The sequence below is a fragment of the Streptomyces sp. NPDC050997 genome, assembly GCF_040660135.1.
GTDB lineage: Bacteria > Actinomycetota > Actinomycetes > Streptomycetales > Streptomycetaceae > Streptomyces.
Genome location: NZ_JBFAGK010000003.1, coordinates 498,716 through 522,950, shown reverse-complemented (window position 1 = coordinate 522,950; position 24,235 = coordinate 498,716). Strand labels below are relative to the sequence as shown.

Annotated in this window: 23 protein-coding genes, 3 pseudogenes and 1 riboswitch; of the genes and pseudogenes, 13 read left to right on the top strand and 13 right to left on the bottom strand. The window is 68.8% G+C overall.

Annotation, left to right across the window (positions count from 1 at the left end; translation table 11 throughout):
- Positions 1 to 84: 84 nt before the first annotated feature.
- Positions 85 to 684: a hypothetical protein gene (locus AB0H86_RS09035; protein WP_362434796.1), complete on the bottom strand. Its 600-nt coding sequence runs from the start codon at positions 682 to 684 to the stop codon at positions 85 to 87.
- Positions 685 to 968: 284 nt separating this feature from the next.
- Here AB0H86_RS09035 and AB0H86_RS09030 point away from each other — a divergent pair, with 284 nt between their 5' ends.
- Positions 969 to 1,625: a hypothetical protein gene (locus AB0H86_RS09030; protein WP_362434793.1), complete on the top strand. Its 657-nt coding sequence runs from the start codon at positions 969 to 971 to the stop codon at positions 1,623 to 1,625.
- Positions 1,626 to 1,670: 45 nt separating this feature from the next.
- On the opposite strand, the gene AB0H86_RS09025 is transcribed toward AB0H86_RS09030, so the two are convergent.
- Complete coding sequence (locus AB0H86_RS09025; RefSeq protein ID WP_362434790.1) at positions 1,671 to 2,681, bottom strand: helix-turn-helix domain-containing protein; 1,011 nt, start codon at positions 2,679 to 2,681, stop codon at positions 1,671 to 1,673.
- A gap of 71 nt (positions 2,682 to 2,752) precedes the next feature.
- Between AB0H86_RS09025 and AB0H86_RS09020 the strand changes: the two genes are divergently transcribed.
- Positions 2,753 to 4,051 carry an MFS transporter gene (locus AB0H86_RS09020; RefSeq protein WP_362434788.1) on the top strand — a complete coding sequence of 433 codons (1,299 nt, stop codon included), beginning with the start codon at positions 2,753 to 2,755 and terminating at the stop codon, positions 4,049 to 4,051.
- A 32-nt stretch (positions 4,052 to 4,083) separates the two neighbouring features.
- Here the strand turns inward: AB0H86_RS09020 and AB0H86_RS09015 are convergent, their stop codons facing one another.
- Positions 4,084 to 4,674 (bottom strand): TetR/AcrR family transcriptional regulator, encoded by a 591-nt coding sequence (locus tag AB0H86_RS09015; RefSeq protein ID WP_362434786.1) that lies wholly within the window; start codon positions 4,672 to 4,674, stop codon positions 4,084 to 4,086.
- 111 nt (positions 4,675 to 4,785) lie between these two features.
- Here AB0H86_RS09015 and AB0H86_RS09010 point away from each other — a divergent pair, with 111 nt between their 5' ends.
- Together AB0H86_RS09010 and AB0H86_RS09005 are read left to right on the top strand one after the other, a co-directional pair.
- The gene (locus tag AB0H86_RS09010; protein WP_362435268.1) at positions 4,786 to 5,796 is read left to right on the top strand and encodes an NADP-dependent oxidoreductase; all 1,011 of its coding nucleotides are present in this window, start codon (positions 4,786 to 4,788) and stop codon (positions 5,794 to 5,796) included.
- Positions 5,797 to 6,158: 362 nt separating this feature from the next.
- Positions 6,159 to 7,817, top strand: coding sequence for a SpoIIE family protein phosphatase (locus AB0H86_RS09005; protein ID WP_362434784.1), 1,659 nt, complete (start codon positions 6,159 to 6,161; stop codon positions 7,815 to 7,817).
- 242 nt (positions 7,818 to 8,059) lie between these two features.
- Here the strand turns inward: AB0H86_RS09005 and AB0H86_RS09000 are convergent, their stop codons facing one another.
- The 4 genes from AB0H86_RS09000 to AB0H86_RS08985 form a co-directional block, all read right to left on the bottom strand.
- A complete protein-coding gene (locus AB0H86_RS09000; RefSeq protein WP_362434781.1) occupies positions 8,060 to 9,100 on the bottom strand; it encodes an LLM class flavin-dependent oxidoreductase in 1,041 nt (346 codons plus the stop codon).
- Positions 9,101 to 9,149: 49 nt separating this feature from the next.
- The gene (locus AB0H86_RS08995; RefSeq protein ID WP_362434779.1) at positions 9,150 to 9,974 is read right to left on the bottom strand and encodes a DUF1684 domain-containing protein; all 825 of its coding nucleotides are present in this window, start codon (positions 9,972 to 9,974) and stop codon (positions 9,150 to 9,152) included.
- On the bottom strand, positions 9,971 to 10,303 hold the full coding sequence (locus AB0H86_RS08990; protein ID WP_362434776.1) for a hypothetical protein: 333 nt from the start codon (positions 10,301 to 10,303) through the stop codon (positions 9,971 to 9,973). The genes AB0H86_RS08995 and AB0H86_RS08990 overlap by 4 nt, the downstream gene beginning before the upstream one ends.
- A gap of 148 nt (positions 10,304 to 10,451) precedes the next feature.
- Complete coding sequence (locus AB0H86_RS08985; protein ID WP_362434774.1) at positions 10,452 to 10,568, bottom strand: putative leader peptide; 117 nt, start codon at positions 10,566 to 10,568, stop codon at positions 10,452 to 10,454.
- Positions 10,569 to 10,597: 29 nt separating this feature from the next.
- A riboswitch (SAM riboswitch) is annotated at positions 10,598 to 10,707 on the bottom strand.
- Between the two features lie 171 nt (positions 10,708 to 10,878).
- On the opposite strand from AB0H86_RS08985, the gene AB0H86_RS08980 reads away from it, so the two are divergent.
- Positions 10,879 to 11,949 (top strand): hypothetical protein, encoded by a 1,071-nt coding sequence (locus tag AB0H86_RS08980; protein ID WP_362435265.1) that lies wholly within the window; start codon positions 10,879 to 10,881, stop codon positions 11,947 to 11,949.
- A gap of 330 nt (positions 11,950 to 12,279) precedes the next feature.
- On the opposite strand, the gene AB0H86_RS08975 is transcribed toward AB0H86_RS08980, so the two are convergent.
- A complete protein-coding gene (locus AB0H86_RS08975; RefSeq protein WP_362434771.1) occupies positions 12,280 to 13,026 on the bottom strand; it encodes a phosphotransferase in 747 nt (248 codons plus the stop codon).
- Between the two features lie 372 nt (positions 13,027 to 13,398).
- Between AB0H86_RS08975 and AB0H86_RS08970 the strand changes: the two genes are divergently transcribed.
- The gene (locus tag AB0H86_RS08970; RefSeq protein WP_362434769.1) at positions 13,399 to 14,952 is read left to right on the top strand and encodes an alpha/beta hydrolase; all 1,554 of its coding nucleotides are present in this window, start codon (positions 13,399 to 13,401) and stop codon (positions 14,950 to 14,952) included.
- Between the two features lie 36 nt (positions 14,953 to 14,988).
- Entirely contained in the window at positions 14,989 to 15,294 is a 306-nt protein-coding gene (locus AB0H86_RS08965; protein ID WP_362435262.1) for a GNAT family protein, read from the top strand.
- A 230-nt stretch (positions 15,295 to 15,524) separates the two neighbouring features.
- Here AB0H86_RS08965 and AB0H86_RS08960 read toward each other — a convergent pair whose 3' ends face one another.
- A complete protein-coding gene (locus AB0H86_RS08960) occupies positions 15,525 to 16,784 on the bottom strand; it encodes an MFS transporter (protein WP_362434766.1) in 1,260 nt (419 codons plus the stop codon).
- Positions 16,785 to 16,944: 160 nt separating this feature from the next.
- On the opposite strand from AB0H86_RS08960, the gene AB0H86_RS08955 reads away from it, so the two are divergent.
- Entirely contained in the window at positions 16,945 to 17,274 is a 330-nt protein-coding gene (locus tag AB0H86_RS08955; RefSeq protein WP_362434764.1) for a ferredoxin family protein, read from the top strand.
- 12 nt (positions 17,275 to 17,286) lie between these two features.
- On the opposite strand, the gene AB0H86_RS08950 is transcribed toward AB0H86_RS08955, so the two are convergent.
- The 3 genes from AB0H86_RS08950 to AB0H86_RS08940 form a co-directional block, all read right to left on the bottom strand.
- Positions 17,287 to 17,745: an Rrf2 family transcriptional regulator gene (locus tag AB0H86_RS08950; RefSeq protein ID WP_362434762.1), complete on the bottom strand. Its 459-nt coding sequence runs from the start codon at positions 17,743 to 17,745 to the stop codon at positions 17,287 to 17,289.
- Between the two features lie 307 nt (positions 17,746 to 18,052).
- On the bottom strand, positions 18,053 to 19,282 hold the full coding sequence (locus tag AB0H86_RS08945) for an acyl-CoA dehydrogenase family protein (RefSeq protein WP_362434759.1): 1,230 nt from the start codon (positions 19,280 to 19,282) through the stop codon (positions 18,053 to 18,055).
- Between the two features lie 13 nt (positions 19,283 to 19,295).
- A complete protein-coding gene (locus AB0H86_RS08940) occupies positions 19,296 to 19,865 on the bottom strand; it encodes a winged helix-turn-helix domain-containing protein (protein ID WP_362434757.1) in 570 nt (189 codons plus the stop codon).
- A gap of 757 nt (positions 19,866 to 20,622) precedes the next feature.
- Here AB0H86_RS08940 and AB0H86_RS08935 point away from each other — a divergent pair.
- Together AB0H86_RS08935 and AB0H86_RS08930 are read left to right on the top strand one after the other, a co-directional pair.
- Positions 20,623 to 21,759 carry an LLM class flavin-dependent oxidoreductase gene (locus AB0H86_RS08935; RefSeq protein WP_362434755.1) on the top strand — a complete coding sequence of 379 codons (1,137 nt, stop codon included), beginning with the start codon at positions 20,623 to 20,625 and terminating at the stop codon, positions 21,757 to 21,759.
- 147 nt (positions 21,760 to 21,906) lie between these two features.
- Positions 21,907 to 22,059 (top strand): annotated as a pseudogene (locus AB0H86_RS08930) (GNAT family N-acetyltransferase); the annotation flags it as partial.
- 36 nt (positions 22,060 to 22,095) lie between these two features.
- Here the strand turns inward: AB0H86_RS08930 and AB0H86_RS08925 are convergent.
- Positions 22,096 to 22,698: pseudogene (locus AB0H86_RS08925) on the bottom strand (zinc-binding dehydrogenase); the annotation flags it as partial.
- Positions 22,699 to 22,732: 34 nt separating this feature from the next.
- Between AB0H86_RS08925 and AB0H86_RS08920 the strand changes: the two are divergent.
- The 3 genes and pseudogenes from AB0H86_RS08920 to AB0H86_RS08910 form a co-directional block, all read left to right on the top strand.
- Positions 22,733 to 23,612: pseudogene (locus AB0H86_RS08920) on the top strand (sulfite oxidase); the annotation flags it as partial.
- Positions 23,602 to 23,769 (top strand): hypothetical protein, encoded by a 168-nt coding sequence (locus tag AB0H86_RS08915; RefSeq protein ID WP_362434753.1) that lies wholly within the window; start codon positions 23,602 to 23,604, stop codon positions 23,767 to 23,769. The pseudogene AB0H86_RS08920 and the gene AB0H86_RS08915, both read left to right, overlap by 11 nt.
- 89 nt (positions 23,770 to 23,858) lie before the next feature.
- Complete coding sequence (locus AB0H86_RS08910; RefSeq protein ID WP_362434751.1) at positions 23,859 to 24,233, top strand: hypothetical protein; 375 nt, start codon at positions 23,859 to 23,861, stop codon at positions 24,231 to 24,233.
- Positions 24,234 to 24,235 lie beyond the last annotated feature (2 nt).

Sequence of the window (24,235 nt, the reverse complement as noted above, 5' to 3'; positions counted from 1 at the left end):
CTGCCCCTGCGGGAATCCGGCCTTCTACGGCCAGGCCGAACGTGACCACCCCCGACCACTGGGCCTCACCGAGACGGTGAGTGCTCAGTTCGCAGGATTGAGTGGAAATTCCTGCCGGATGTAGGCGGCGAGATCGCGTGCGGCGTTCTCGATTTCCCTCTGGGACGCATCGAGTTGGTCCAGGTACCGGCTGATCGATTCGGTCCCGGTGCAGTGGGAGCGCAAACGACGCAGCGTCCTGAACGTAGCCGTCAGATCGTCCAGCTCCTCTTGCCGCCGGTCAGCCGCTGCGAAAAACTGGACCGTGAGCTGAGGGGCGTAGATGTCCAGGAACTGAAGAAACTTCCGCAGTTCTGGATGAGGAGGCCGGAGCCGACCCAGTGGAAGGCGCGGTGGTTGTGGCTGAAGGTGGGCCCATACCCGTTCAGCACCGCTGGCTTGAGATACCGAGCAGGAGACAACATAGTCCGCTGTCGCCCCTTGGGTGGGCATTCCGGCGTTGACCCATGAACGGACAGCTCGATTTGTGGCGCAAGCATGCCGATTCCAGTCAAGTAGTTGTTCATGCAGCTGACTCAATGCCGTACGAAAGTCGAATGGAAGTGCTGGCGTTTTGCGCATCTGCGCTTGCTGCACCATGACCGATACCACACTCACGGCCACGGCTGCGATCTCTGCGATCATTGAACTCCCTTGCACGCGTATTGCCACGTTACTAGCACTGCATGCCCATGCTCGACCAGCCGTACCGGTCGTCTGCTCAAAAGTTCGAATTTAACCTCCGCAACCGACGTGCTTCCGAATGCGTCGTAGGGAGAAATTCGACAGAGTACCGGGTAGCCCAAATGACACACCCACCTCAGCCGGACGAACCGACATCCCCTGCCCCAGCCCCTTCGCGGCAGCCTTCGGCTGGAACTCCGACTCCGGGCCAGGTTCCGATGCCCGGGTCATCCAGAAGGTTGCGCATGAGGCAGGCTCTGCGCGCGATCAACTGGGAAAAGATGGCTGCCATTACGGCGTCCGCAGCCGCGGCAATAGGTCTGATCTTCAGTGCTTGGACCACATACATCTCGCAAGAGGTAGCGCGAGATCAATTAACGCAGTCCGAGGAGCAGAAAACAGATGAGGAGCGTTCGCAAGCAGCTTTGGTGAACGCGTGGGATGAGCAGAAGAAAGAAGGAACACACACCCTCGTAATTGCCAATCGGTCACTGGATCCCATTAAAGATGCGGTATTGGGGCTCGTCCTGAGTGGTTATGTGGGAGACCTTGAAGATAATAGGAACGTCAAGGTGGCGACCCTCGGGACGGTAGATTCAATCCCGCCCTGCTCGAAAATCGAGGTAGAAATCAAGGATATATACGCGACGGATCGTGGGAAGAATCTCAAACTTGAATCAACTGTCATCCAGGACTATTTCCTCTCTTTTCGCGACGCCAATGCGAAGGAATGGGAGCGCCAGAAGGATGGAAGGGTGCATCAGGTGTCGCAAAGGGATTCGAATCTGACTCAAAATAGGTATCTCTCCGCCATGGAAACTGACGAATTCGACGGGCCTCATCAAGCGCAGATCGATCAAGCACTTGATGCTTATTTACCCCTTGACTGTAAAAATTCCTAGTGGAAGACCGTTGTGCATACTCGGCGTGGTTCGCGACGCAAGTTGTCATGCGGCGCTCGCCGGGCCGGCCGGTCCACGGAACGTGATGCGGTAGGCGCTCGGTGATGTGCCCAGGGCCGCGTGGAAGTGCTGCCGCAGATTCGCCGCCGTGCCCAGGCCGGTGCGTACGGCGACCTGGTCGACGGGCAGGTCCGTTTCCTCCAGCAACTCCCGTGCGAGTTCGACGCGTTGCCGGGTCAGCCAGCTCATCGGCGTCGTGCCGACCTCATCGCGGAAACGCCGATTGAAGTTCCGCACGCTCATCGCCTCCCTGGCCGCCATCTGCCCCAGCGTGATGGGCTCGTGCAGATGCCGGAGCGCCCATTCGCGGGCGGCCGAGGTAGTGGGTGCCGCGTGAGCAGGTACGGGGTGGCGAATGTACTGGGCCTGGCCCCCCTCACGGTACGGCGGCACGACCGTGCGGCGGGCGACGTCGCCGGCGACGGCCGTGCCGTGGTCGCTCCGGATCATGTGCAGGCACAGATCGATCCCGGAGGCGCAGCCCGCGGAGGTCAGCACGTTCCCCGCATCGGTATAAAGCACATCCGGGTCCACGTCGACCTGCGGGAACAGCCTGGAGAACAAGTCGGTGTAGCGCCAGTGGGTCGTTGCGGGATGCCCGTCCAGGATGCCGGCGGACGCGAGCACGAACGCGCCGGTGCAGATGGACGCCATCCGGGTGCCGGGGCGGATACGGGCGAACGCTTCGGCCAGCGGAGCAGCGAGGCCCGGTGCGTCCTGGACGTAGTCCTCGTAGGACGACAGGACGATCACCGTGTCCGCTTCCGCCAAGGCTTCCTGGCCGTGCGGGACACGCACGGTGAAGTCACCGTCCGTCCGTATGTCTCCGGCCCGCAAGGCGCAGGTGGCGACTTCGTACAGAGGCTCCCCGTCCACCGACCCGCCCGATCTGGCCTGCCCGAACAGCTGGTGCACGATGCCCAGCTCGATGGGGAGCAGGGCCTGACGGACGAAGAGGGCGATGCGATGCCGCCCGGGGTGGCAGAAAACAGGCATGGCCATATTCTTGCGCAGGTAGTCCATCTGGACTCTCGTGATGGGGAAGGTTCTCCCAGCAGGCTTGAGTCATGGCCCAGTTGACACACACCTCACCGAACACCGCTCCGCGCGCACCAGGACCGCGTTTTCACCGGGCCTGGGTGATCGCCATCGCCGCGGGCGCGGCCATCGTCACGGCCGGTGCCTTCACCACCGTCCCCGGCCTGCTCGTGGCTCCGCTGCACGAGAGCTACACCTGGGATCGTGGACAGATTGCCCTCGCGGCCTCGGTGAACATGGTGCTCTTCGGTCTCACGGCGCCCTTCGCGGCGGCCCTGATGGACCGGATCGGCATCCGCCGGGTTGTCGTGGGCGCGCTTCTGCTCGTCAGCGTGGGCGCCCTGCTCACCAGCGTCATGACCCGGCCTTGGCAACTGGTCGCGTACTGGGGCGTGCTGATCGGTCTCGGCAGCGGCTGCCTGACCATGACATTCGCCGCGAGCATCACCAGCAGCTGGTTCGACAAGCGCCGGGGGCTGGTCACCGGCGTACTCAGCTCATCCAGCCACTTGGGCCAGCTGCTCTTCCTGCCGGCCCTCGCCTGGGCTGTAGACCACTACGGCTGGCGGCCGCCGGTGGTGACACTCGCGTTCGTGGCCCTGACGGTGACCGCCCTGGTACTCCTGCTGCTCCGTGATCACCCGGCCGACGTGGGCGTGAAGCCCTATGGAGCAACAGAGTTCGTGTCCAAACCGGCATCGGCCTCCGGGGCGGCACGGCGCACGCTGGCCGTGCTCTTCAATGCCGCACGCACCGGCCCTCTCTGGCTCCTGGCCGGCATGTTCGTCATCTGCGGTGCCTCCACCAACGGCATCATGTGGAGCAACTGGGCCCCCGCCGCACACGACCACGGCATGCACGCCACGGCTGCGGCGTCGATGCTCTCCCTCATCGGGATCTTCTCCGCCCTGGGCGCGGTCCTCTCGGGCTGGCTCACCGACCGTTTCGATCCCCGCCGCCTGCTGACCATGTACTTCGCGGTCCGCGCGCTCACCCTGCTGCTCCTGCCGATGGTGCTCGCGTCCTCCGTCACCCTCTCCCTGATCGTTTTTGTGATCGTCTACGGTCTGGTCGACGTCGCCACCGTCCCGCCGGTCATCGCCCTGTGCGGTCGTGTCTACGGCGAGGACGGCCCCATCGTCTTCGGCTGGACGAACTCCGCGCACCAACTGGGCGCGGGTGCCTCGGCGTTCCTCGGAGCCACCGCACGTGACCTGTTCGGCACCTATGACGTGGTGTGGACCACGCTGAGCGCGGTGTGCCTCGTCGCCGCCCTGATGGCGCTGGTCGTACGCGCACCGAAGCACCCCCAGCACGCTCCGGCGTAGGAACCGAGCAGGTGTGCGCATGCGCGACGAATTCAGCTACGGGCCAGGGGGCGGCGTTCCCCCGGTGTCGGTGCCGCCGCATTCGTCAGGATCGCGCTCGCGACGACATCGAAGAGGTGATCGGCGCGTGGGGTGAGCGAGGGTTGATCGCCGATCCATGCGAGCGCCGCTATCAGCGCGAACAGATCGGTGCCATCGATGTCGGTCCGCGCTGTGCCCGCGGCCTGGGCACGGGCGAGGAGCCGCGCACCGGCCGCGCGCAAGGTGACGCACGAAGCGTGGAGCGCGGACTCGGTGTCCTCGATGGCCGCTGCCATCAGCACTGTCACGCCCCGATACTCGGTGGTCCACGCGACGCACTCGCGTAGCCACAGAACGAGAGCGTCTTCGGGTGAGCTCGACGTCTCGCGCTCGCCTGCCCTGGCCGTCAGCTCGTCGAAGCTCGTGCGGAGCAGGGCATCGAGCAGCGCCTCGCGCGTCGGGAAGTGACGCAGCAGCGTCGCGAGTCCGACGTCGGCTCTGCGCGCGATGTCGCGCAGAGATACGTCGACGCCTTGCTCGGTGATGGCAGTGCCCGCTACTGCGAGCAGGTGGTCGCGGTTCTTCCTGGCATCGGCCCGCATCGGTCCCTCTTGACTATCCGGATCAGTGGTCCATATATTTGGATCAGTGGTCCACTTATGTGGAGCGCTGATCCGAATAAGACTATCCCGCAGCGCGGGCAGGAGAAAATGATGCCGACACACACCATGAGGGCGATCCGGCTGCATGAGCACGGCGGCCCTGAGGTTCTGCGCTACGACGAGGTACCGGTTCCCGAGCCGAAGCCAGGTGAGGTGCTCGTCCGCGTTCACGCGGTCGGCGTCAATCCTCCGGACTGGTACCTGCGCGACGGGTACACCACCATGCCTGGGGAGACCGAATCGACGGTCAGCCTGCCGGTGATTCCGGGGACGGACGTGTCGGGCGTCGTCGAGGCCGTCGCCCCGGACGTAGAAGGCTTCGCCGTAGGCGATGAAGTCTTCGGCCTTCTGCGTTTTCCCAGCTTCCACGGCAGCGCCTACGCCGAGTACGTGGCCGCGCCTGCCTCGGACCTCGCACGCAAGCCGGCCGGCATCGACCATGTGCACGCCGCCGGGGCTCCCATGGCCGGGCTGACGGCGTGGCAGTTCCTGATCGAGGTCGGACACGACCACCCCTCGCCCTTCCAGGAGGCACGGCACCGCCCGACGGCACTCGACGCCGACACGACTGTGCTCATCAACGGCGCCGCGGGCGGCGTGGGGCACTTCGCGCTGCAACTGGCGAAAGGGAAGGGCGCACGTGTCATCACGGTGGCATCGGGCGCGCATGAACGGTTCCTGAGCGAGCTCGGCGCCGACGAGTTCATCGACTACACCAAGAGTCGTCCCGAGGAACTCGTGCACGACATCGACCTGGTTCTCGACACCGTCGGCGGCCCCCACAGCAGCCGCTTCCTGCACACGCTCAAGCGCGGCGGCGCCCTCTTCCCGGTGTTCCCCGGCGAATTCGACGACGATGAGACCGCGAAGCTGGGCGTCACGGTCTCGGTCGCACAGGTCCGCTCGAACGGCACGCAGCTCGCTGAACTGGGACGCCTGCTCGACGCGGGCACGGTCCGCGTCGCGATCGACAGCACGTTCGCGCTCGCGGACGCCCGGGCCGCGCACGAACGCGCCGCCCGAGGGCACATCCAAGGCAAGATCGTGCTCACGGTCGCGTAGAAACGAGCCGGTTCGTAGACCGCGCGGCGCTCGCCCTCGGAACATCGGCGCCATGTAGACGCCGATGGCTCGCGCGGTCGCCCACGGCCGAGCCGTCATAGGTCAGTTGACCGGCGCCGACATCGGCCGACGGGGGGCGGCGCCGAAACGACCGTGTGCGCCATGCCCCCGCAGACCGTGGTCCGCGGCGACAACCTCGCCCTCAGTCTGCGCATGCGGTATGCCAACCGTGCCCGCACAATGGCACAGGGAGCAGGACAGCGATCACAAGGAGACAAGTGAACGCTAAACGACCCCCGCCGTGGCTTCTCCCTCAGCATCAGGGTCTTCCGACAGAGCTGGCAGACCTCCTGGGCGATCTGATGGGGGAGGCGTGTGAGTGCGGTTTTCTGCGCCGGATCGTCGAAGGCACCCTGGCGCCTGTCGTCATTCTCGATGAGCAGCTGCGCTATCTCTACGTGAATCCCGCCTGGTCCCGGGTCAGTGGCGTGCCGGCCCCCGCGTTCCTGGGCCGGACGCCGGGCGAGGTGCTGCCGGATGTCCACGGCCCCGACGACGTTCTGCTCCAGGTGATGGAGGACGGGCAGCCCCGCGAAGTGACCGTCACCGGCACCACACGTGTCCCCTCACGCCTGGGCCGCAGGTTGTGGCGCGCGGTCTTTCACCGGTTGGAGGCGCAGGGCCGGGTCGTCGGTCTGTGCGGGATCGGCGTGGAGGTCAGCAATCTGCGCCGGTATCTGGACGATCTGGAGGACGCGCATCAGCGGCTCGCCCTGCTGGACACGGCGGCCACCCGGATCGGCACCACACTCGACATCGAGGCCACCTGCACTGAGCTGGCCGACTTCCTTGCGCCTTCCCTGGCCGATCTTGCCGCCGTCGGGATTGTCGAGGAGTGGTTCAACGGGACGCCCCCGCCTGCTCCCGGGATGCTGCGGCTGCGCAAGATGGCGCTCTCGGCACCGCAGGAGATGAAAGGGAAGTTGCGCGGGCTGGGCGGACCGGGAGAGTACCTGGACCTCCCGCGGGGCTCGGTCACGCGGCGCTGTATGGACAGCGGGCGGCCGTGGCTGGGCAACCTGGCCTCGGACGAGCTGTTCCAGAAGGTGACAGTGGACCCGGAGCGGGTCAGGGTCTTCCGTGCGGCCGGGGTCCATTCGCTTCTCCTCGTTCCGCTGCCCACGACGGTCGGCATCGTCATTCTGGGGCGGGCCGGAGCATCAGCGCCCTTCAGCGAGGATGACGTCCTGACAGCCCAGGGCTTGGCCGGGCGCGCCGCTGTCGCCATCGACAGCGCTCGCGCATACACCTACGAGCACACCATGGCGCTGGAACTGCAGCGCGCGCTGCTGTCCGAACCGGGCAGCCCGCACGCCGGTGTCGAATTGGCCACCCGCTATCTGCCCTCCGGCCGTAGCGCCCTGGTCGGCGGTGACTGGTACGACTCGATCGCCCTGCCAGGCGGCCGCACATTGCTGGTCATGGGAGACGTGATGGGCCACGGCTTCCAGGCCGCCGTGGCCATGAGTCAGTACCGCTCCCTGCTGCGCACCGTGGCTGCCTCCGGCATGCCGGTCGACGAGATCCTCGGCGAGGCCGACCGCCGGGTCGCGCACATCGGCCTCGACCGCGTCGCCACGTGTCTTCTCGTCCTCATGGATCCCCAGGCGGGCACGTGCACGGCGGCCAGCGCCGGGCACCTGCCGCCCGTCGTCGTCGGACCGGGGGGCACCCCTGAGGTGTTGTGGCTTCCGGCCGGTCCGCCCATCGGCACCGAGCTGGGAGACTACGAATCGATCACTGTAAGGATGGAGCCCGGCGCGGCGCTGCTGCTCTATACCGACGGTCTGGTGGAAGAGCGCGGCACGGACATCGACGTCTCGGTGCGCGCGTTCACCAAGCTGAGACTCTCGCCGGACGGCCCGCTGGAGGACATGCTCAACACGCTCCTGGCCCGGCTGACGAACGGGGTCCGTGAGGACGACGTCGCGCTTCTTGCCGCCCGTCAACTGCCGCACTGACAGACCGCCGTACGTCTCCACGAGTTGCTGGCGGCAGCGCGTCAGAAGCCCACGCAGTCGCCCAGACGGGCACTTGATGCGTCCGGTACCCACGACCGCGCGGGGCGCCGACCCGAAGACGGATGTCACTCGCCAACGCCCCGACGCGGAAGGCCAGTTGATTTGCCGTCGGGGCGGCATGGGCCGCCGAGTCGCCGTAGTGCTCCTGCACGCTCGGGCGGGGATCGCCGGTGATCAGGTGCTTATCGGCCCGCCCCGTGCAGCAGCGCGCTGTCGGGTCGCCAGCCCAGCTCGGGTGCGATCAAGTGCCGTACGTCGTGCAGGATCTGCTCGTAGTCGGCCCGGTGGAACTCGTACGGCAGCTCCAGGCGCAGCTCCGACACGGCCGAGACCACGGGATCCGCGGTCAGTTGCTCCAGGATCTGTTCCGCGGTCCCGGCCACGTCCGGGGCGAACAGGATCCGCTTTGGGCCTTGGGGTGCCAGGGTGCGCGCGTGCCGACTGGCCGCGTACTCCCGGTAGCGGGCACGCGTGGACGCGTCGGCGCTGTCGAACGGCACGATCACCCGCCCCAGCGCCACCCGGGGCCGACGGTCCCCGGGGAGGGCGCGCCGGTACTCGGAGAGCAGGGCGAGCTGGGCCGTGGTGAAGTCGTCGGTGCCCTCGCCGGTGACGATGTTGCCGCTGAGCAGGTTCAGGCCGTGTTCGGCGGCCCAGCGGATCGAGCGCAGACTGCCTCCGCCGTACCAGACCCGGTCCACCAGGCCGGGGTTGTGCGGTTGCAGGCGTGGCCGCTGGGTGTTGCCCGGCGACTGGATGACCGTGTCGGGGCCGCCGAGGTAGTCGCCCCGCAGGTGGTCGATGACGCGGGCGATCCTGCCGTACGAGAGGTCGAAGCCGCGCCAGTCCCCGTCGTACACCAGGTCGCCGAGGAGCTCGGCGTGCGGCATGCCGGTGCTGAGGCCGACCTGGAGCCGGCCGCGGGACAGCACGTCGGCCAGCGCCAGGTCCTCGGCGAGGCGGAACGGGCTCTCGTACCCGATCGGGATGACAGCGGTCCCCAGTTCGACCCGCTCGGTGCGCTGGCCGGCCGCGGCGAGGAAGACCGCGGCCGAGCCGACGCCGTGTTCGAGATGGCGTTGCCGGATCCAGGCGCCGTCGAAGCCGAGCCGTTCGCCGTACTCGAACAGCTGCAGCGTTTCCTCCAGGCCGGTGTACGGGTCGTCGTCGGCGAAGTTGCCCGGGGTGAGAAAGGCCAGCGAGCTGATCGCGGGGATGCTCATGCGGTGTTCGTTCCTCCTTGTCGTGGTCGTCTCGGTGGCGGTGCGCCGCTCAGGAACCGCCTCGCTCGCGGGGGATCTTCTCCCCGGCCTCGACCGGCACGGGCAGCCGGTTCTCGGCCGGCGGCAGGGGGCAGGTGGCCAGATCGGTGTAGGCGCACGGCAGGTTCGCGGCCCGGTTGAAGTCCAGGACGACCGTGCCGTCGGCGGCGGGCGGGTCGAGGGCGAGGGCCCGGTTGGCCGCGTAGGTGGTGACCCCCGAGGTCACGTCGGTGAACAGCACCAGCAGACTGCCCGGGCGGCGTCCGGGGAACGCGGTGAGTGCCAGGGGGCGTCCGTCCAGCTCGAACTCGACCCGGCCCGGCGCGTCGTACACGTGCTCAAGGCCCTCGACCGCCGCACCCACGGTCGTCGGTCGCGGTTCGTCGAAGGCCGTGTAGCGGCCGGTCACCGCCCAGCGGGGGTGTGGCGGGTAGGCGGGCGTGCCGGTGAAGGCGGTGCGCAGTGGGGTGTCCGGGTGCCGGGGACGGACGATGTCGTGTCCGCCGCGCTTGGCCACCTCGATCACGGCGTCGCCCCAGACCGCGTTGACTCCACCGCGCTCCGGGAACACCCCGAAGCGGTGCTCGCCGTGGACGGGGGCGCCGTCGACGACCAGTTCCTCGCCGTCGTCGAGGACCACGACGACCCCGTCGGCGCCGGTCGACCAGGCGCCCGGAGCGTCCGGGAAGCGCTGCGGCTCGTCGCCGAGCCAGTGCAGGCCGGTGATGGCGAGGAACCCGTGGGGGTCGGCGAGTCGTGCCTCCTGAGCGGTGTGCCACTCCTGCCAGTCGCGGGTGAACGCGTGCAGGTCTGCGGTGGTGTCCTGGACGGTCATGCGTGCTCCTTCGCTTCCAACGGCTCGGATGCGGCCGTGGCGTAACGGCCGCCGGGGATCGTCGCGAGCATCTCGCGGGTGTACGCGTGGCGGGGTCGGGAGAAGAGCTTCTCGGCGGTCCGCACAATCAACTGCTGTGTCTGGTCGACCAGTTGCTTGCGCTTGGTTGCGTCGGTGGTCGCCGCCTGCTGGGCCAGCGGCGAGTCCAGCGGGCCGGCCGGCAGACGGTAGAAGTTGGCCGGCTTCGTGGAGAACGAGCTGCGCAGGATGTCCGGGTCGGCGCGGGTCACGTTGCCCCACGCGGCATCGACGTGCGTGTCGGCGCGCACGGGTGCGTGCGGACAATGGAGACGCGTGGATGGTGTTGCTCCCGAGGAAGAGCGACACGGTTCACGAGGGGGAGACGTGAAAAGAAAGAATTCTGCCGCGGACGTCAAAACCGGCGGTGAACGTCCTCAGACAGCCGACGGGACGCAGTCAGCCATGACACAGGCAGCTGCTGGTGCGCCGCAGGTCGATGTGGCGTCGGCGGGAGAATCGGGAGAGAGCCGCCGCGATGGAGGGAGTCGAGACGCTGCTGTGCCGCACGCTCATTCCTCCGTGTCCCAGGCCCCTGCCACGGGGCCACGCGCTTGCCAGGTCGGCGACCCGGCCGGGCTTTCACCTGGAGCACCCCACCGCGTCGGAGGGTTGCCGGTCAGCGAGCCAGGGCTTGACGCTGACACTCAATGCCATTTGAAACTTTAGCTATCGCCGCCGTAATCCGTCAACGGTGGGAGGTGAGAGGTGAGTCGGACAATACGCGGCGGCGAATCGCAGGTGCCGGACGATGCCGCGGATTTCCCGGTGCCACGCCGATTGAGGCGGCAGGGGACTGTCAGTGGCCGGTGGCAGGATCACCGGCATGGTCTTTTTACGTACGACTCCGCCGCGGCCTGTAGATGTGACCGCGGTCGTTCCTGAGCTGGCTTCGTTGGCGCGTCCTGCGATTCGGCTGCATCCCCGCCCGGGGTCGCCTTCGGTCAGGGAGAGCTCGGTCGGGGGGCCGTTGCTGTGGCCGGCCGAGGAGCCGTGGCCGCACTGTGAAAGCTCGCACCGGCACTTTGACAGTTGGTTCCGCCAGTCGCCGGCCATAGTGCGCCTTGAGAGACGCATGCGGGCCCGGTGGCACCCTGATTCCGGTGCTTTCGAGCCAACGCCCGAGGAGGAGGCTCTCAAGGAACGGAGCGCCGCGAGACTCGCGGAGCGACTCGCTGTCAGCCCTCCGCCCGCGGAGTGCCCCGTCCCCATGTTGCCCGTGGCCCAGCTGTATCTGCGCGACATATCCCTGTTGCGGCCGCCCGGCCAGGCCGATCTGCTCCAGATTCTCTGGTGCCCCTACGACCACCATCCGGACAACAAGCCGTCGACCGCGCTGTTCTGGCGGTCCGCCGCCGCGGTCGTCGACATCCTCGCCACACCGCCGGAACCGTACGAGGCGAACTATCCGGGCTATGTGCCCGAGCCGTGCGTGCTGGCACCAGAAGCGATCACCGAGTACCCCGACAGCCTCGATCTGAGCCCGGAGATGCGCCTGATGGTGGAGGACCGGAGCAGATGGCAGGCAGCCGGCGTGGGCGTGGACAGCGCCTACGCGGACCATCCGCGGGACTTCTATGACTGTGAGCTGGCTGACGCCCCCGGCTGGAAGGTCGGCGGCTGGCCCCCGTGGGGCCGCACCGACCCGTACCGCCGATACTGCACTGTCTGCGATGTGCAGATGGTCCCGCTGCTGACCATCGCTTCCTTCGAATGGGACGGTGGTGGAGGAAGCAGCTGGACGCCGTGTGAAGACCAGGCCGCCGCCAACGCCGCCCATTGCGCTGCCCAATACCCCTCGCAGCCGACTGCGGTCGAAGTGGGCAGCACCGACAGCATGCAGCTCTACGTCTGCCCGACCTCCCCCGAGCATCCGCACACCGACCTGATCCAATGAGCCATCGGGCCTGTCACACACCATCCGTAGCCGGTGACATGAATGCTGCCGCATGAGGGTGTGTGACAGGCTGCAGCTGCACGATGCTGGTCGTGGGTGCTGATCGGTCGAAGCGTCTGGTCCCTGATGAACTCCGTGAATTGGTCGTACCGTTGCTGCCGTCGTTCGCTGCTCGTCCGCAAGGTGGTGGGACCGCACCGTGCGACGAGCGGGCCGTGTTCACGGCGGTGGTGTATGTACCTGACAGCCAGGTGTTCAAGCCGCTGATCCTGGCGATACCTGCCATCCGTTGCGTCAGAACGCATACGTGGCAGTCGGGCCCGCGCAGCCTCACATCCGGGATCTCAGTACGTCGACCTCACAGCCCGGCGCGAACGGGTCGAAGCCGTGCTCGATCAGCCAGCGAACTATCAGCAGGCTTCGCAACGACCACCACGCGTGGATCACGTCGAGGTCGATGTCGGTGCCATAGCCGGCGACGACATCGTCGAGGTGCTCCTCGTGTCCGAGCGTGAAGGTGGCGAGGTCGTACAAGGCATCACCCTGGCCCGCCTCGGACCAGTCGATGATGCCGGTGACCTCGTCGCCGTCGACGAAGACATGCGCGATCTGCAGGTCGCCGTGTGTGAACGCCGGAGTCCACGGCCGGAGCGCGGCCTCGGCGACCTGGCGGTTGCGGGTGACCAGGTCAGCTGGCAGGAGGCCGTTCGTCACGAGCAACTCGCACTCGTCGTCGAGTTCCGCCGCCAGCGCAACGGTGCTCCGGCCGGCCTGGCCGGTCCGGGGCGGCAGGGGCGCGTCGTGCAGCTTCCGGATGGCGGCGCCCGCCGCGGACCACGCCGCCGGCGACCCGGTCGACGGCCCGCCGAGGCGCCCAAGCGTCGTCCCCGGGAGTGCGGCGATCGCGAGCACGGGCGGCTTGCACCACAGGACCTTCGGGGTCGGGACCGGCGCGAGGGACATCGCTTCGACCTCGACGTCGATGCGCGCCTGATCGGCGTCCACCTTCAGGAACACGTCGCCGATGCGCAGGGTCGCGCGCTCGGAATGGGCGACGACGACTTCGACCTCATCCATGGGCGACCAGTATCCCGGGGACGATCGCCGACGTCGCCAGGTTTATCGCGTGCGATTACGCGGCTGACCGCGTCCCGATACCCGGCGGCCTCGTGCGCGACACCGACCTCTGGCCAGGTCAACTCCACCACTCTTGTCAGCAGTCCTAAGGGTCGTCCTTGGCTGTACCTGCCGCAGAGCCCAGGCGGCTTCGAGGGTTCGCCCGCCGTTGCCGGTGACGTTTCTGGGCACTCTCGCGAGCCGTGCTGTCGGAGGCGGCTTGTACCCTGCACTCATTCGACGATCGGACGATCGGACGATCACGGGTACGGGTACGGGTACGGGCATGCGCGCACGGGGCGGGCGTCCAGGGGCGGGAGCGCGGGGATTTCGATGAGTGACGCACATCCGATACGAAGCCATAGACCGGGCCTCTCGGTCGGCGCGCGCATCATCGCGGTGGTCGTCCTCGCCGCGATCGGGGCCGTCGGCGCCTGGCTCCAGCACGACGCTCCCGGCCGGAGTGCGGAGCCGCGTACGGAGTTCACCGCGAACAACCCGCCCGCCGGTCTGCCCACCGCGCTCACCACCGGCCAGCACCTCCACTGGTCCCGCTGCACCTCGCCGCCCACCGCGCGCACGGGCTACGACTGCGCCGCCATGAAGGCCCCCCTCGACTACCGGAAACCAGACGGCAGGACGATCGACGTCGCCCTGATCCGCCGCAAGGCCACCGGCCCGAACGCCCGGCGCATCGGCTCGCTCGTCCTCAACTTCGGCGGCCCCGGCGTGTCCGGCGTGAGCGGACTGCCCGAACTCCTCAACCAGTACAAGCCGCTCCTCGACCGCTACGACCTGGTCTCCTTCGACCCGCGCGGCGTTGGCGCGACCATCCCCGTGCGCTGCGGGAAGACCGCGGACGACACCAGCTACGACGGGGTCGACGCCTGCGCCGAGCACTCCGGGGCGCTCCTCCCGTACATCGGCACCTCGCACACCGCGCGCGACCTCGACCTGATGCGCTACCTCCTCGGCGACGAGCGGCTGCACTACTTCGGCGTCTCGTACGGAACGGCGCTCGGCGCGGTCTACGCCCACCTGTACCCGTCGCACGTCGGACGGCTCGTCCTCGAAGCATCCGTCGATCCGACCGAGGACCTCGACGAGGAGCAGGTGTCGCAGGTCAAGGCGGTCCAGGCGGCGTTCGACCGGTTCGCTGCGCACTGCGCGGCCCGTATCCGCCACTGCCCGACCGGCGACGGGCCCGAGGAGGCCGCGCGACGCATGGCGCGCCTGGCCGACCGCCTGGAGAAGAAGCCCGCCCCGGCCGGCGGCGGAAGGAACCTCGACGCCGACGACCTCGCGTACGCCGTCAGCGACCATCTCGACCTCGGCACAGACGGCTGGTCGCCGCTCGCCAAGGCCCTCACCGCGCTGATCGACCACAACGACGGCCGTCCGCTGAGCAAGGGCGCGGACGACATCGGTTCCGCCGACCGCGCGGCGACCCCGCGCGACAGCAGCCGCGCCGCCCAGACCGCGATCACCTGCGCGGACTCCAGCCTGCGCCCCGGCTTCGAACGCCTCGACAGAGACGCGGCCCGCATCAAAGCCGCCTCACCCGTCTTCGGCGCGGCCTGGTCCACCGGCGTCTACCTCTGTTACGACTGGCCGTTCGACGGCGAGCGCGCCACGCCCCAGGTGAACGCCGACGGCGCGGCCCCCGTCCTAGTGGTCGGCGGCACCGGCGACCCAATTACCCCATACCCCGGCGCCCGCCACATGGCCCGCGCCCTGGGCGACGGTGTCGGCGTGCTCCTGACGGCCGAGGAGGAGGGCCACGGCACATACCCGCAGAACCGCTGCGTCACGAAGACGGTCGACCAATACCTCCGCACGGGCCGCACCCCGGCCCCGGGGACGGTGTGCCGGGGCAGCATGTCCTGAGGCCCGTACGGATCCGCATACGCCGTCCTCGCCGCGCTGCACCGCCGCAACCACGATCCCGTTGTCATCGTGCGGATCGAGGACGGGCGCCCGCTCGGAATGGTCGGACTCTGGCTGAAGGACCGGGGCGAGGGACGGGCATCGCTGGGGCACTGGCTGGCCGGGGCGGCTCGTGGCCAAGGGGCTGCGGCGGAGGCCCTCTCGGCGGTTGTCCGTTGGGCCTTCGATGACCTGCAGATTCCCCGTCTTCAGCTGTATGTCGAGCCGTGGAATACGGCCTCTGTGCGAACGGCTGAGCGCGTCGGCTTCCAGTGTGAGGGCCTGCTCCGCAGGTGGCAGTAGGTGGGCGAGGAGCGCCGGGACATGTTCATGTATTCGTTGCTGGGCCCCTCGGGTAACTGGCGCATGGCGGATACACGAAGCCGTCGTTGCAATGCCCGGCAATCAACTCCCGCTTGTTGAGCGGGAATTGGGGCGTGGATAGCGTCCCTGGCGGCGCGTATGCGAGGACGCGGGTTCAGTCCTTGCCCGAAAGCTGGGCACCGTCCCAGGCGGACTGTTCGTTCAGCCACTCAGCCCGGTGCTGCCGCCGGGGACTCCGCGTGTCGAAAACCCGGCAGGATCAGGCACAGCACGGCCGCGACGGCGGTCGTGGCGGCGAAGGCGGCCACCGCCCAGGCGCCGGACACGTGCTGGACGATCAGGCCGGCGATCAGTGGCGCCAGCGTCGCCAGCGCGGTGGCCGCCATCATCACGGTGCTGATGACTCGGCCGCGCATCTCCTCCGGCGCGCTGCGGAGCACCACGGCGACCAGTGCGCCGTTCGCGGCCGGGGCGAGCAGCAGCGCCAGGGCGACCGGCGCCGCCACCAGCGGTGACGGGACGAGCAAGGCCGCGGCGCCGAACAGCAGGGCCCCGGCCAGAGTGATCGTGGTGGCCAAGGTTGCCAGGCGCATGCGCCCTTGCAACCGGGGTGCGACCACGGCGCCGAGCAGCCCGCCGGCCGCGATGGCTGCCTGCACCAGGCCGATCACCGCGGTGGAGGTACCGTGCTGTTCCATCGCGAGGATGATGCTGAAGATCACGCCGCTGAAGGCGAAGTTCAACAGGGGTGTCTGGATCACCGCCGCGCGCAGAATCGGAACCTGCCAGACGAGCCGCAGGCCATCGGTCACCTCACGCCACAACGCCTTGCGCCCGGCCGCGTTCTCGGGGCGGAACCGCCCGCGGATCCGGCTCACCATGCCGAACGAGACCACGAAGGAGACGGCGTCGGCCAGGAACGGGACGGCCCGGCCCACCCCGAACAGCACCCCGCCGAGCGCCGGGCCGGCCAGGCCGGCACCGTACGTCCGGGCTTCGGTGGCGGCCCACGCCTGCTCGAGCTGCCCGTCCGGCACGATTCCCGGCAGCGCGGCGGCGGCGGACGGGTCGAAGATGGCACCGGCGGCCCCCTCGACCAGGCTCACGGCCAGGACCACCGGCCAGGACGCGAGATCCAGCACGATCAGGATGCCGAGCAGAGCCAGCAGCACGGCGCGCATGATGTCGCAGATGATCATCGTCAGCCGCCAGTCGAACCGGTCCGACAGCGCACCGGCGGGCAGTTGCAGGCAGAGCAGGGTGATTGCCCGCACCGTACCCACCACCCCGGCGAGCACCGCCGAGTGGGTCAGGGCCAGGATGAGCAGCGGGTAGGCGATCCCGCTGATCTGCGTGCCGGTATCGGACAGCAGCTGGCCGATCCACAGCTTCCGGAAGCCCTTGTTGCGCCGGAGCGGAACCTGCCGTGGCACTTCGGTGGCTATCTCAATTCCGCCGGCGTCGCTCACCTTCAGGACGATACGCGCCGAGGTCGTCACCTGGGCTCAGGAGAACTGCTTCGGCGGGCGTGCTCTACCGGTTGCTCACGGGTGGGCTCGACGAGGTCTGGAGCCGTCCGGAGTCGGTGCCGCAGTCCATTGTCGTCGGAATCGGAAGAGGCCGAGCCGCATGATCGAGATCGTCGAGCGGGACCGTTGCATCGGATGCGACATGTGCGTCGACGTGTGCCCGACGAGCGTGTTCGACCGGGGGCCCGACGGCGTCCCGGTGATCGCGCGACAGGACAGCGGCCAGACCTGCTTCCAGTGCGAGGCGTACTGCCCGACCGACGCGCTGTTGGTCGCACCGCTCGTGACCGCGGTCGCTTCCGGCTCGCGCTGTCATGATGTGCGGGAGCTCGAGGAGTCCGGTCTGCTCGGCGGGTATGGCCGCCAACTGGGCTGGGGCAGAAGGGCGTTGGGCGCCCGTACCGCGGTAGGGGCCGAGTACCCCGGTTGAGCCATGAGCGTGTCAGGGGTTCACCCAGGCGTCCGGGGCGTTGGTCAACGCGGATACAGCGGCGGGCAGTTGGGCGGATGCGACGTCGGCGAGCGACACGCCTTCGAGGATCTCGCGCACGTTGGACCGCAGCGCGATCCACAGGGGGAGCAGCGACTCGGCGGGGCCGGTGTAGGACAGCTCAGGGGGGCGGACCCCGCACACCGAGACCAGCGGTCCCTCCACTGTGCGTATGACATCGGCGATGCTGATGGACTCGGCGGGCCTGGCCAGTCGGTAGCCGCCGTTGCCGCCGCGCTGGCTGAGGACAAGACCACCGCGGCGCATGTCGTTCAGGATGCTTTCGAGGAACTTGTGGGGGATGACCTGGGCGTCGGCGATGGCCTCCGCCTTCAGTGGCCCGGCGTCCCGTGACGCGGCGAGCTGCAGCGCGGCACGTACCGCGTAGTCCGCCCTGGCTGAAATCCGCATGTGCGCATTATCCCGTCGTGCTCTGGTCGAGTGTCCCCTGTCCCCTGTCCCCTGTCCGGAGGCCAAGGCGCTGAGGCCGCGGCGGGCGCGGCGGGCGCCTGGTGAGGGTGCCGTCGCCCTCGATGAAGTGGCTGAAAGTGCCGTCACCGCCGGCGGAGACGATACTCACCGACCGCGCCTGCCGGGGCGCTGGCGCTCATGTTCGCGGTGAGCGCTCATCACGCCGAGCCGGCTGGGAGATACCGGGGCCTCATTCATTCCGTAGCGTGCGCGGCCCGTGGCTGATCCGGCGTTCCAGGCCTCTCGGTCAGACAGGCAGGACGAATGGAGGGTGCGCACCGTTGAGGAAGTAGTCCCCGACGTCGCGGAGTCGGTGGGCGACGGGCTCGTGCAAGGTGTGGGTCCGCGCATTGCGCCAGAAGCGGTCGAAGCCCAGCCGCGAGGACGCGGCGCGGGCGCCGAGGATGTCGAGGGCGCGGGTGGTGGATTCCTGCGCCGCCCTGGAGGCGGCGGCTTCGGCCATGGCCACGAGGACCGAGATGTCCGCGTACTCGTCGTAGCTGAGGCCTTCGCCGCGTGCCAGCCCGCCGTGCACGGCTTCCAGCGCTTGATCGGTGAGTGCGGAGGCGGAGCGGGCGAGGACGGTGAGTTCTCCGTAGGCGGTCAGCACATGCGGGTCCTGGCGAGAGCCGACCGGCCAGGCGGGATGCCAGGGTGACTGGCCCGCCCTGCTGTACTCACGCGCTTCCGCGAGCACTCCGTCGGTCATGCCGAGAAGGAGCTGGACGGAGAGGAGGCGCCCGACCGGCGATGCCAGAGCGGCCAGGGGCGACAGGACGTCCTCGTCCGCGGACAGTGAGCAGAGCACGTCCTCGGCGGCGACCGGTACGGCGTCGAACTCCACGCTGCCGCCCGCCGCGAGCCGCTGGCCGAAGGTGTCGGCATCGCCCTCGACCCGCACCCCGTGACGGGCGGGATCGACGACGACGGCGACCGGCTCACCGGTGTCGGCCCGCTCGGCCCGCACGGCGAGGCGGTCGGCGACCAGGACCCCCGTGGCGTAGCTCTGCCGGCCGTCGAGCACATAGCCACCGGCTTTCCTGGCCAGCGTCAGAGGCATTTCCTGGCGGGCGAAACCACCACCCCAGCACCACTGCTCCGCCGCGGACTGCCGCTCGACCTGAGCGGCTGGAGCGGGCTCGGCGAAGAAGGCGGCGCTCCACGACAGGAAGTAGTGACAGCCGAGCAGTTGACCGATCGCGCCGTCGGCGGCGGCGATCTCCCGGACGACGGCGTAGGCCGTGAGCCAGTCCTCACCGCCTCCCCCGAGCTCGGCCGGTATGAGGAGCGTCAGCAGTCCCGCTTCACGCAGTCCGGACACCTCGTCGAACGGGGTCTTGCCTGCCTGCTCCCTGGCCACCGCGTCCGTCGCGAGGTCGTCCGCGGTCTCGCGGGCCACGCGCAGCCAGTGCGCACGGCCGGGCCCGGTCCGGTCGGATTCCGAGGCGGATTCGGACGGCGCAGTGGCCACGCCCATGGCGGTGGTCTCCTCAAAATCGATGGCAGGGTGCGGTGTTGGGGCTCTGCTGCTGGTCGGGCACGTACTTGTAGCCCACCCGCCGTACGGTGACGATGCTGTGCCGGTGAGCCGTGCCCAGCTTGCGGCGCAGCCGCGCGATGTGGACATCCACGGTGCGGCCGTCGCCGATGTGGTCGTAGCCCCAGATGCCGGCCATCAACTGGTCGCGCGAGTGGACCTGGTGGGGATGGAGCACGAGATGCGCCAGCAGCCCGAACTCCAGGTAGGTGAGGTCGAGTTCGCGTCCGTCCAGTTCTGCGACATGCCGCACGGCATCGATGCGGACGCCCATGCCTCCCGTCTGCCGCACGGGAGGTGAGTCCGTGTAGGCAACCGGTCGGATCTCCGGTCGCGGCACGTCCTTGGCGAAGAGCTGCGCGGGATCGGTGCCCTCGGGAACGAGCACGAGGTAGCCGACGAGGGGTGCGGAACCGTGTTCCTCGGTGCGGCTCTGCGCGGTGTCGCCCACGAGGCGGAGATGGCGCATGTCGGGGAGCATGGGATCCGCTGGGGTGGCCTGGGCCGGAAGTACCGTGGTCATGGCGGTCGTCCTTCAGAAGTACGTCGGGTGATCAGGCGCGGTGGATGGTTCGCCTGATCACCTGGGACCTGATCACCTGGGATGAGAGAGAAGGAGCGGAGCGGCACGCGCACCGTGTGAGCGGCGTGCCCTACGCGCGACAGCAGGCGGCGCTGACGACGTGACCAAAGTCGACATGCCGACGACGAACGAGTCGTTGCTGCGTGTGGGACATGTGAACCATCCTGCGCACCCGCTGGGCGGGCCGTCAATGCTTTCCTAGTAAATCGATAGGAAATGTAGGGAACGCAACACCGCGGGCGGGCTCACCGGTCGCCGTCGACCACCTGCCTACGAGCTACTCAAGGCCGGTCCGGCATCCACGTCGCGGTTGACGGGAAGCGAAAACTATTGCTCAATCAATCACATGAACGCGGATCAGCACCTGGTCACCCGTGACCACATCGACTTCGGTCGGGTGTGGTCCGCCGCGTGTTGCGCATGTTGCGCTTGATGCGGCAGCGGGCCGTCTGACCCGCCCGCCCTCCCCACCTCGACGACCCCGTCGGGTGCCGAGCGCCTCCCCCTGACACGCGCTGCCGCTGCCGCCGCCCCGACCTCGCCCGAGGCCTGTGCCCCGGCGTCGTCACACTTGCTCACCACCTGGTCGCCAGCACCCTGAAGCGCCGTCACACCCGGCCGCGTTCAGCGCTGCTCAGCTGTGCCCCCGTGCTGCCCACGGCACGGACCCAGAGGACTTGAGGAAAGGCCATCTCCCATGCCAGTGGAGTTCCTTGGTATCGCCGCCACCCACGACGGCTCCGAAACGACTCCGCGCTCCGGCGCCGCCTTCGACAAGGAGTACACGCTCCGGCTCGCCCGCGCGCATGAGGACCACGGCTGGGACCGGGTGCTGTTCGCCTACGGTTCCGGATCGCCGGATCCCGCGCCGGCCGCCGCGTACATCGCGAGCAGGCTGGAGCACCTCCAGATCCTGCTCGCCCACCGGCCCAACGTCTCGTACCCGACCTTCGCCGCCAAGACCTTCGCGACCCTCGACCAGATCAGCGAGGGCCGGCTGGCAGTGCACTTCATCACCGGCGGCAACGACCGGGAGCAGGGCCGCGAGGGCGACACCCTCACCAAGGACGAGCGCTACACCCGCACCCGCGAGTACATCCGGATCGTCAAGAAGATCTGGACCAGCCACGAGCCCTTCGACCACGAGGGCGAGCACTACCGCTTCCACGACTTCGTCAGCGACGTCTTCCCCGTCCAGCAGCCGCGCCCCAACGTGTCGTTCGGCGGGTCGTCGCCCGCCGCGTACGCCGCAGGGGGCGCCGAGGCAGACATCTACTGCCTGTGGGGCGAGCCCCTTGAGAGGACCGCCGAACAGATTGAGGCCGTGAAGGCCGCCGCGAAGGCCGCGGGCCGCACCGACGTTCCCCGCATCCAGGCGGCGTTCCGCCCGATCATCGCCCCGACCGAGGAACTGGCCTGGGAGAAGGCCCATCGCACGGTCGGCGCCATCAAGGCCCGCAAGGAGAAGGGCGAGGCGATCACCAAACGCCACAACGGGCATGCTCAGCCGCAGAACAGCGGCTCGCAGCGGCTGATCGCCATCGCCGAGGCGGGGGAGCGCTATGACCGCGCCCTGTGGACCCCGACAGCCGCCGCCACCGGGGGCGCGGGCAACTCCAACGCCCTGGTCGGAACCCCTGAGACGGTCGCCCAGGCCCTCCTTGACTACTACGACCTCGGCGTCGACATCCTCTCCGCCCGCGGCTACGACCTGCTGGGCGACGCGATCGACTTCGGCAGGCACGTGATCCCGATCGTCCGCGAGGAGGTCGCCAAGCGCGACGCCGAGCGGGCGGTGCGCGGCACGCACAACCTCGCCGCGGTGCCTGGATGACATCCGTCGCACAACCACCACCCACGCGGTCGCGCCGGCGGTCATCCACGTGACCGTGTCCGACCCGAGGGTGCGGGTCGGACAGGCTGCCCGCCGGCCAGGTCAAAGGCCCTCGCCGCGTTCCAGATACGGAGACCTCGCACCGACATGTCCACCAGCGTCCACCCCGTCCCGTCCCCGAGACTGACGGAACCACACATCCTCGACAACTCCGCCTGGGCCGCGCTGACGGGCCCGCACGCCCATCTCGCCGAGCGCGTCGGCCGCGCCGCCCGCTACCCGACGGACGTCTCCCCGTTCACCCTCCGCGGGTGCGCTGCCACCGTCCAGGTGCGGCGACAACTGTCCTGCCAGCGCGCCGACCAGTGCGAAGCGGGCCCCCCGACGCGCGGCGCGAACAGCCGCGGTCAGCTGTTCGCCGCCGACGGTGTCCAGCAGCACGTCGATGCCGTCCGGCGCCGCCGCGGCCAACTGCTCGTCGATCGGCCGGGGCCCCGGCACCACGACCGCGTCGTAGCCCAGTTCGGACCGGAGCCGCGCGGCCTTGTCCGGTGACCGGGTGCTGCCGATCACCCTCGCGGCGCCCAGGAGGCGTGCGACGGGGCCTGCCAGAGTTCCCAGGGCTCCCGCCGCGCCCGTGACGAACACGGTGTGGGCGGGGCGGACTTCGGCGAGTCGGGTCAGTGCTCCGTAGGCGGCCGACCCGGACGACAGGTGGGCCACCGGATCGGGCAGGACATCGCCCAGGGGAGCGCGGTCGGCTGCCGCCACGAGCGCGTGCTCACGCCACCCGAGCAGGTGTGCGACCGTGTCCCCGGGACGCAACGGACCGCCGGGCGCGGCCGCGACGACCTCACCGACAGCGGGACCGAACAACGCGTCGCCGACGTGGATACGGGGCAGCGGTACGCCGTGGGCCTGCCCGCCGATCAGCGTGCGCGGGAGCGGCCTGCGCGGCTCCCCCGGCGAGGACCGGCCGGTGGAGTTCGGCTACGACGATCTGCGGGCCTGCCGGCCGTCACCCGCACCGCCTTCGTCGAGTGCGCCGGAAACGGCCGCTCCTACTACACGACCCAGCAGGGCGAGACGGTCACCGGCACCGCCTGGACCTTGGGAGCGATCGGCGTCGCCCGCTGGCGCGGGGTGCGCCTGTCCGACGTGCTGCGCAGGGCCGGGCTGTCCCCGTACGCCGTGGACGTGCAGCCGCGCGGACTGGACGCCGAGTACGTCAGCGGCGGGAGAGTCTGGGCCGGGTGCGCCGTCCGCTGCCGCTGGCCAAGGCGCTGGACGACGTACTGCTCGCGTACGAGATGAACGGTGAGCGGCTTCCGTACGACCACGGGTATCCGGTACGGGTGGTGGTGCCGTCCTGGGTGGGGATCGCGTCGATCAAGTGGGTCGGCGACATCGAGGTGTCCGCGCAGCCGCTCTACTCGCCGTGGAACACGACCTTCTACCGGCTGTTCGGTCCCTCCTACCCGGAGGGCGGCAGTGCGCCGCTCACCCGGCAGGCCACGAAGAGCGCCTTCGAGCTGGCGAGCGGGGCCACGTTCACGGCGGGCCGCAGGCACGTACTGCACGGACGGTCGTGGTCGGGCGCGGGCGCCGTCGCCCGGGTCGACGTCAGCACCGACGGCGGGGCGAACTGGCGGCACGCCCACCTGCACGACCGGCCCCGCGCCGGTACCTGGACCCGCTGGTCCCTCGATTGGCAACCCGACGCACCCGGCGCCACACACCTGCTGGCGCGCGCCACGGACACGGCCGGCCGTACTCAGCCGGACACCGCCGTGCCCAACACCCAGGGCTACCTGTTCGACGCGGTGGTGCGGCATCCGGTGAGTGTGGTGTGACGGCCAGCCGTCCCGACCGAGCCTCAACAGGGCCGATCTTCAGGCTGCGTACGAAGACCGGTCCGAGCCGTTCAAGGTGCTGCTCGACCATCTGCTGCGGCACGCCTCGCCCGCCGTCCCCCTGTCCGCCAACAGCGAGCGCACCAGCATGAACTGACAATCATTGACAGGCGTTACGGATCTTCTTTAGCGTGATGTTGATCGATCTGGCGTTCCAGTGCATCACGAAACGAGGTGTGAATTCGCATGGCAAAACGCAAGCGGACCGTCATCGGTGTCTTGGCTTCGAGCGCCCTACTGGCTCTGACGTTCGCCTCTCCAGCCCATGCAGACGGTACGGTGCGGACCCTTAAGTGGGGTGAGTACAAAGCAGGCGCCGGCCGTGCGATATTCAAGAGCAACGGCGATCGGCTGACCGTCATCGACTATGTCGATGATGGTCGCAGTGTCTCGGTGTCCCTCGGCGGCAAGGACTTCTCGTACTACGATCCGGACGGGCCCTCAGGTCGTGAATTCAACCTCGACTTCCCTGAGGGAAAGAAGCTGACTTTGGGTATCTGCCTGAAGCACGGCGATCATTACGAAGACGGTACGTGCACCCGCACCACAGTGAGGGCATGAGG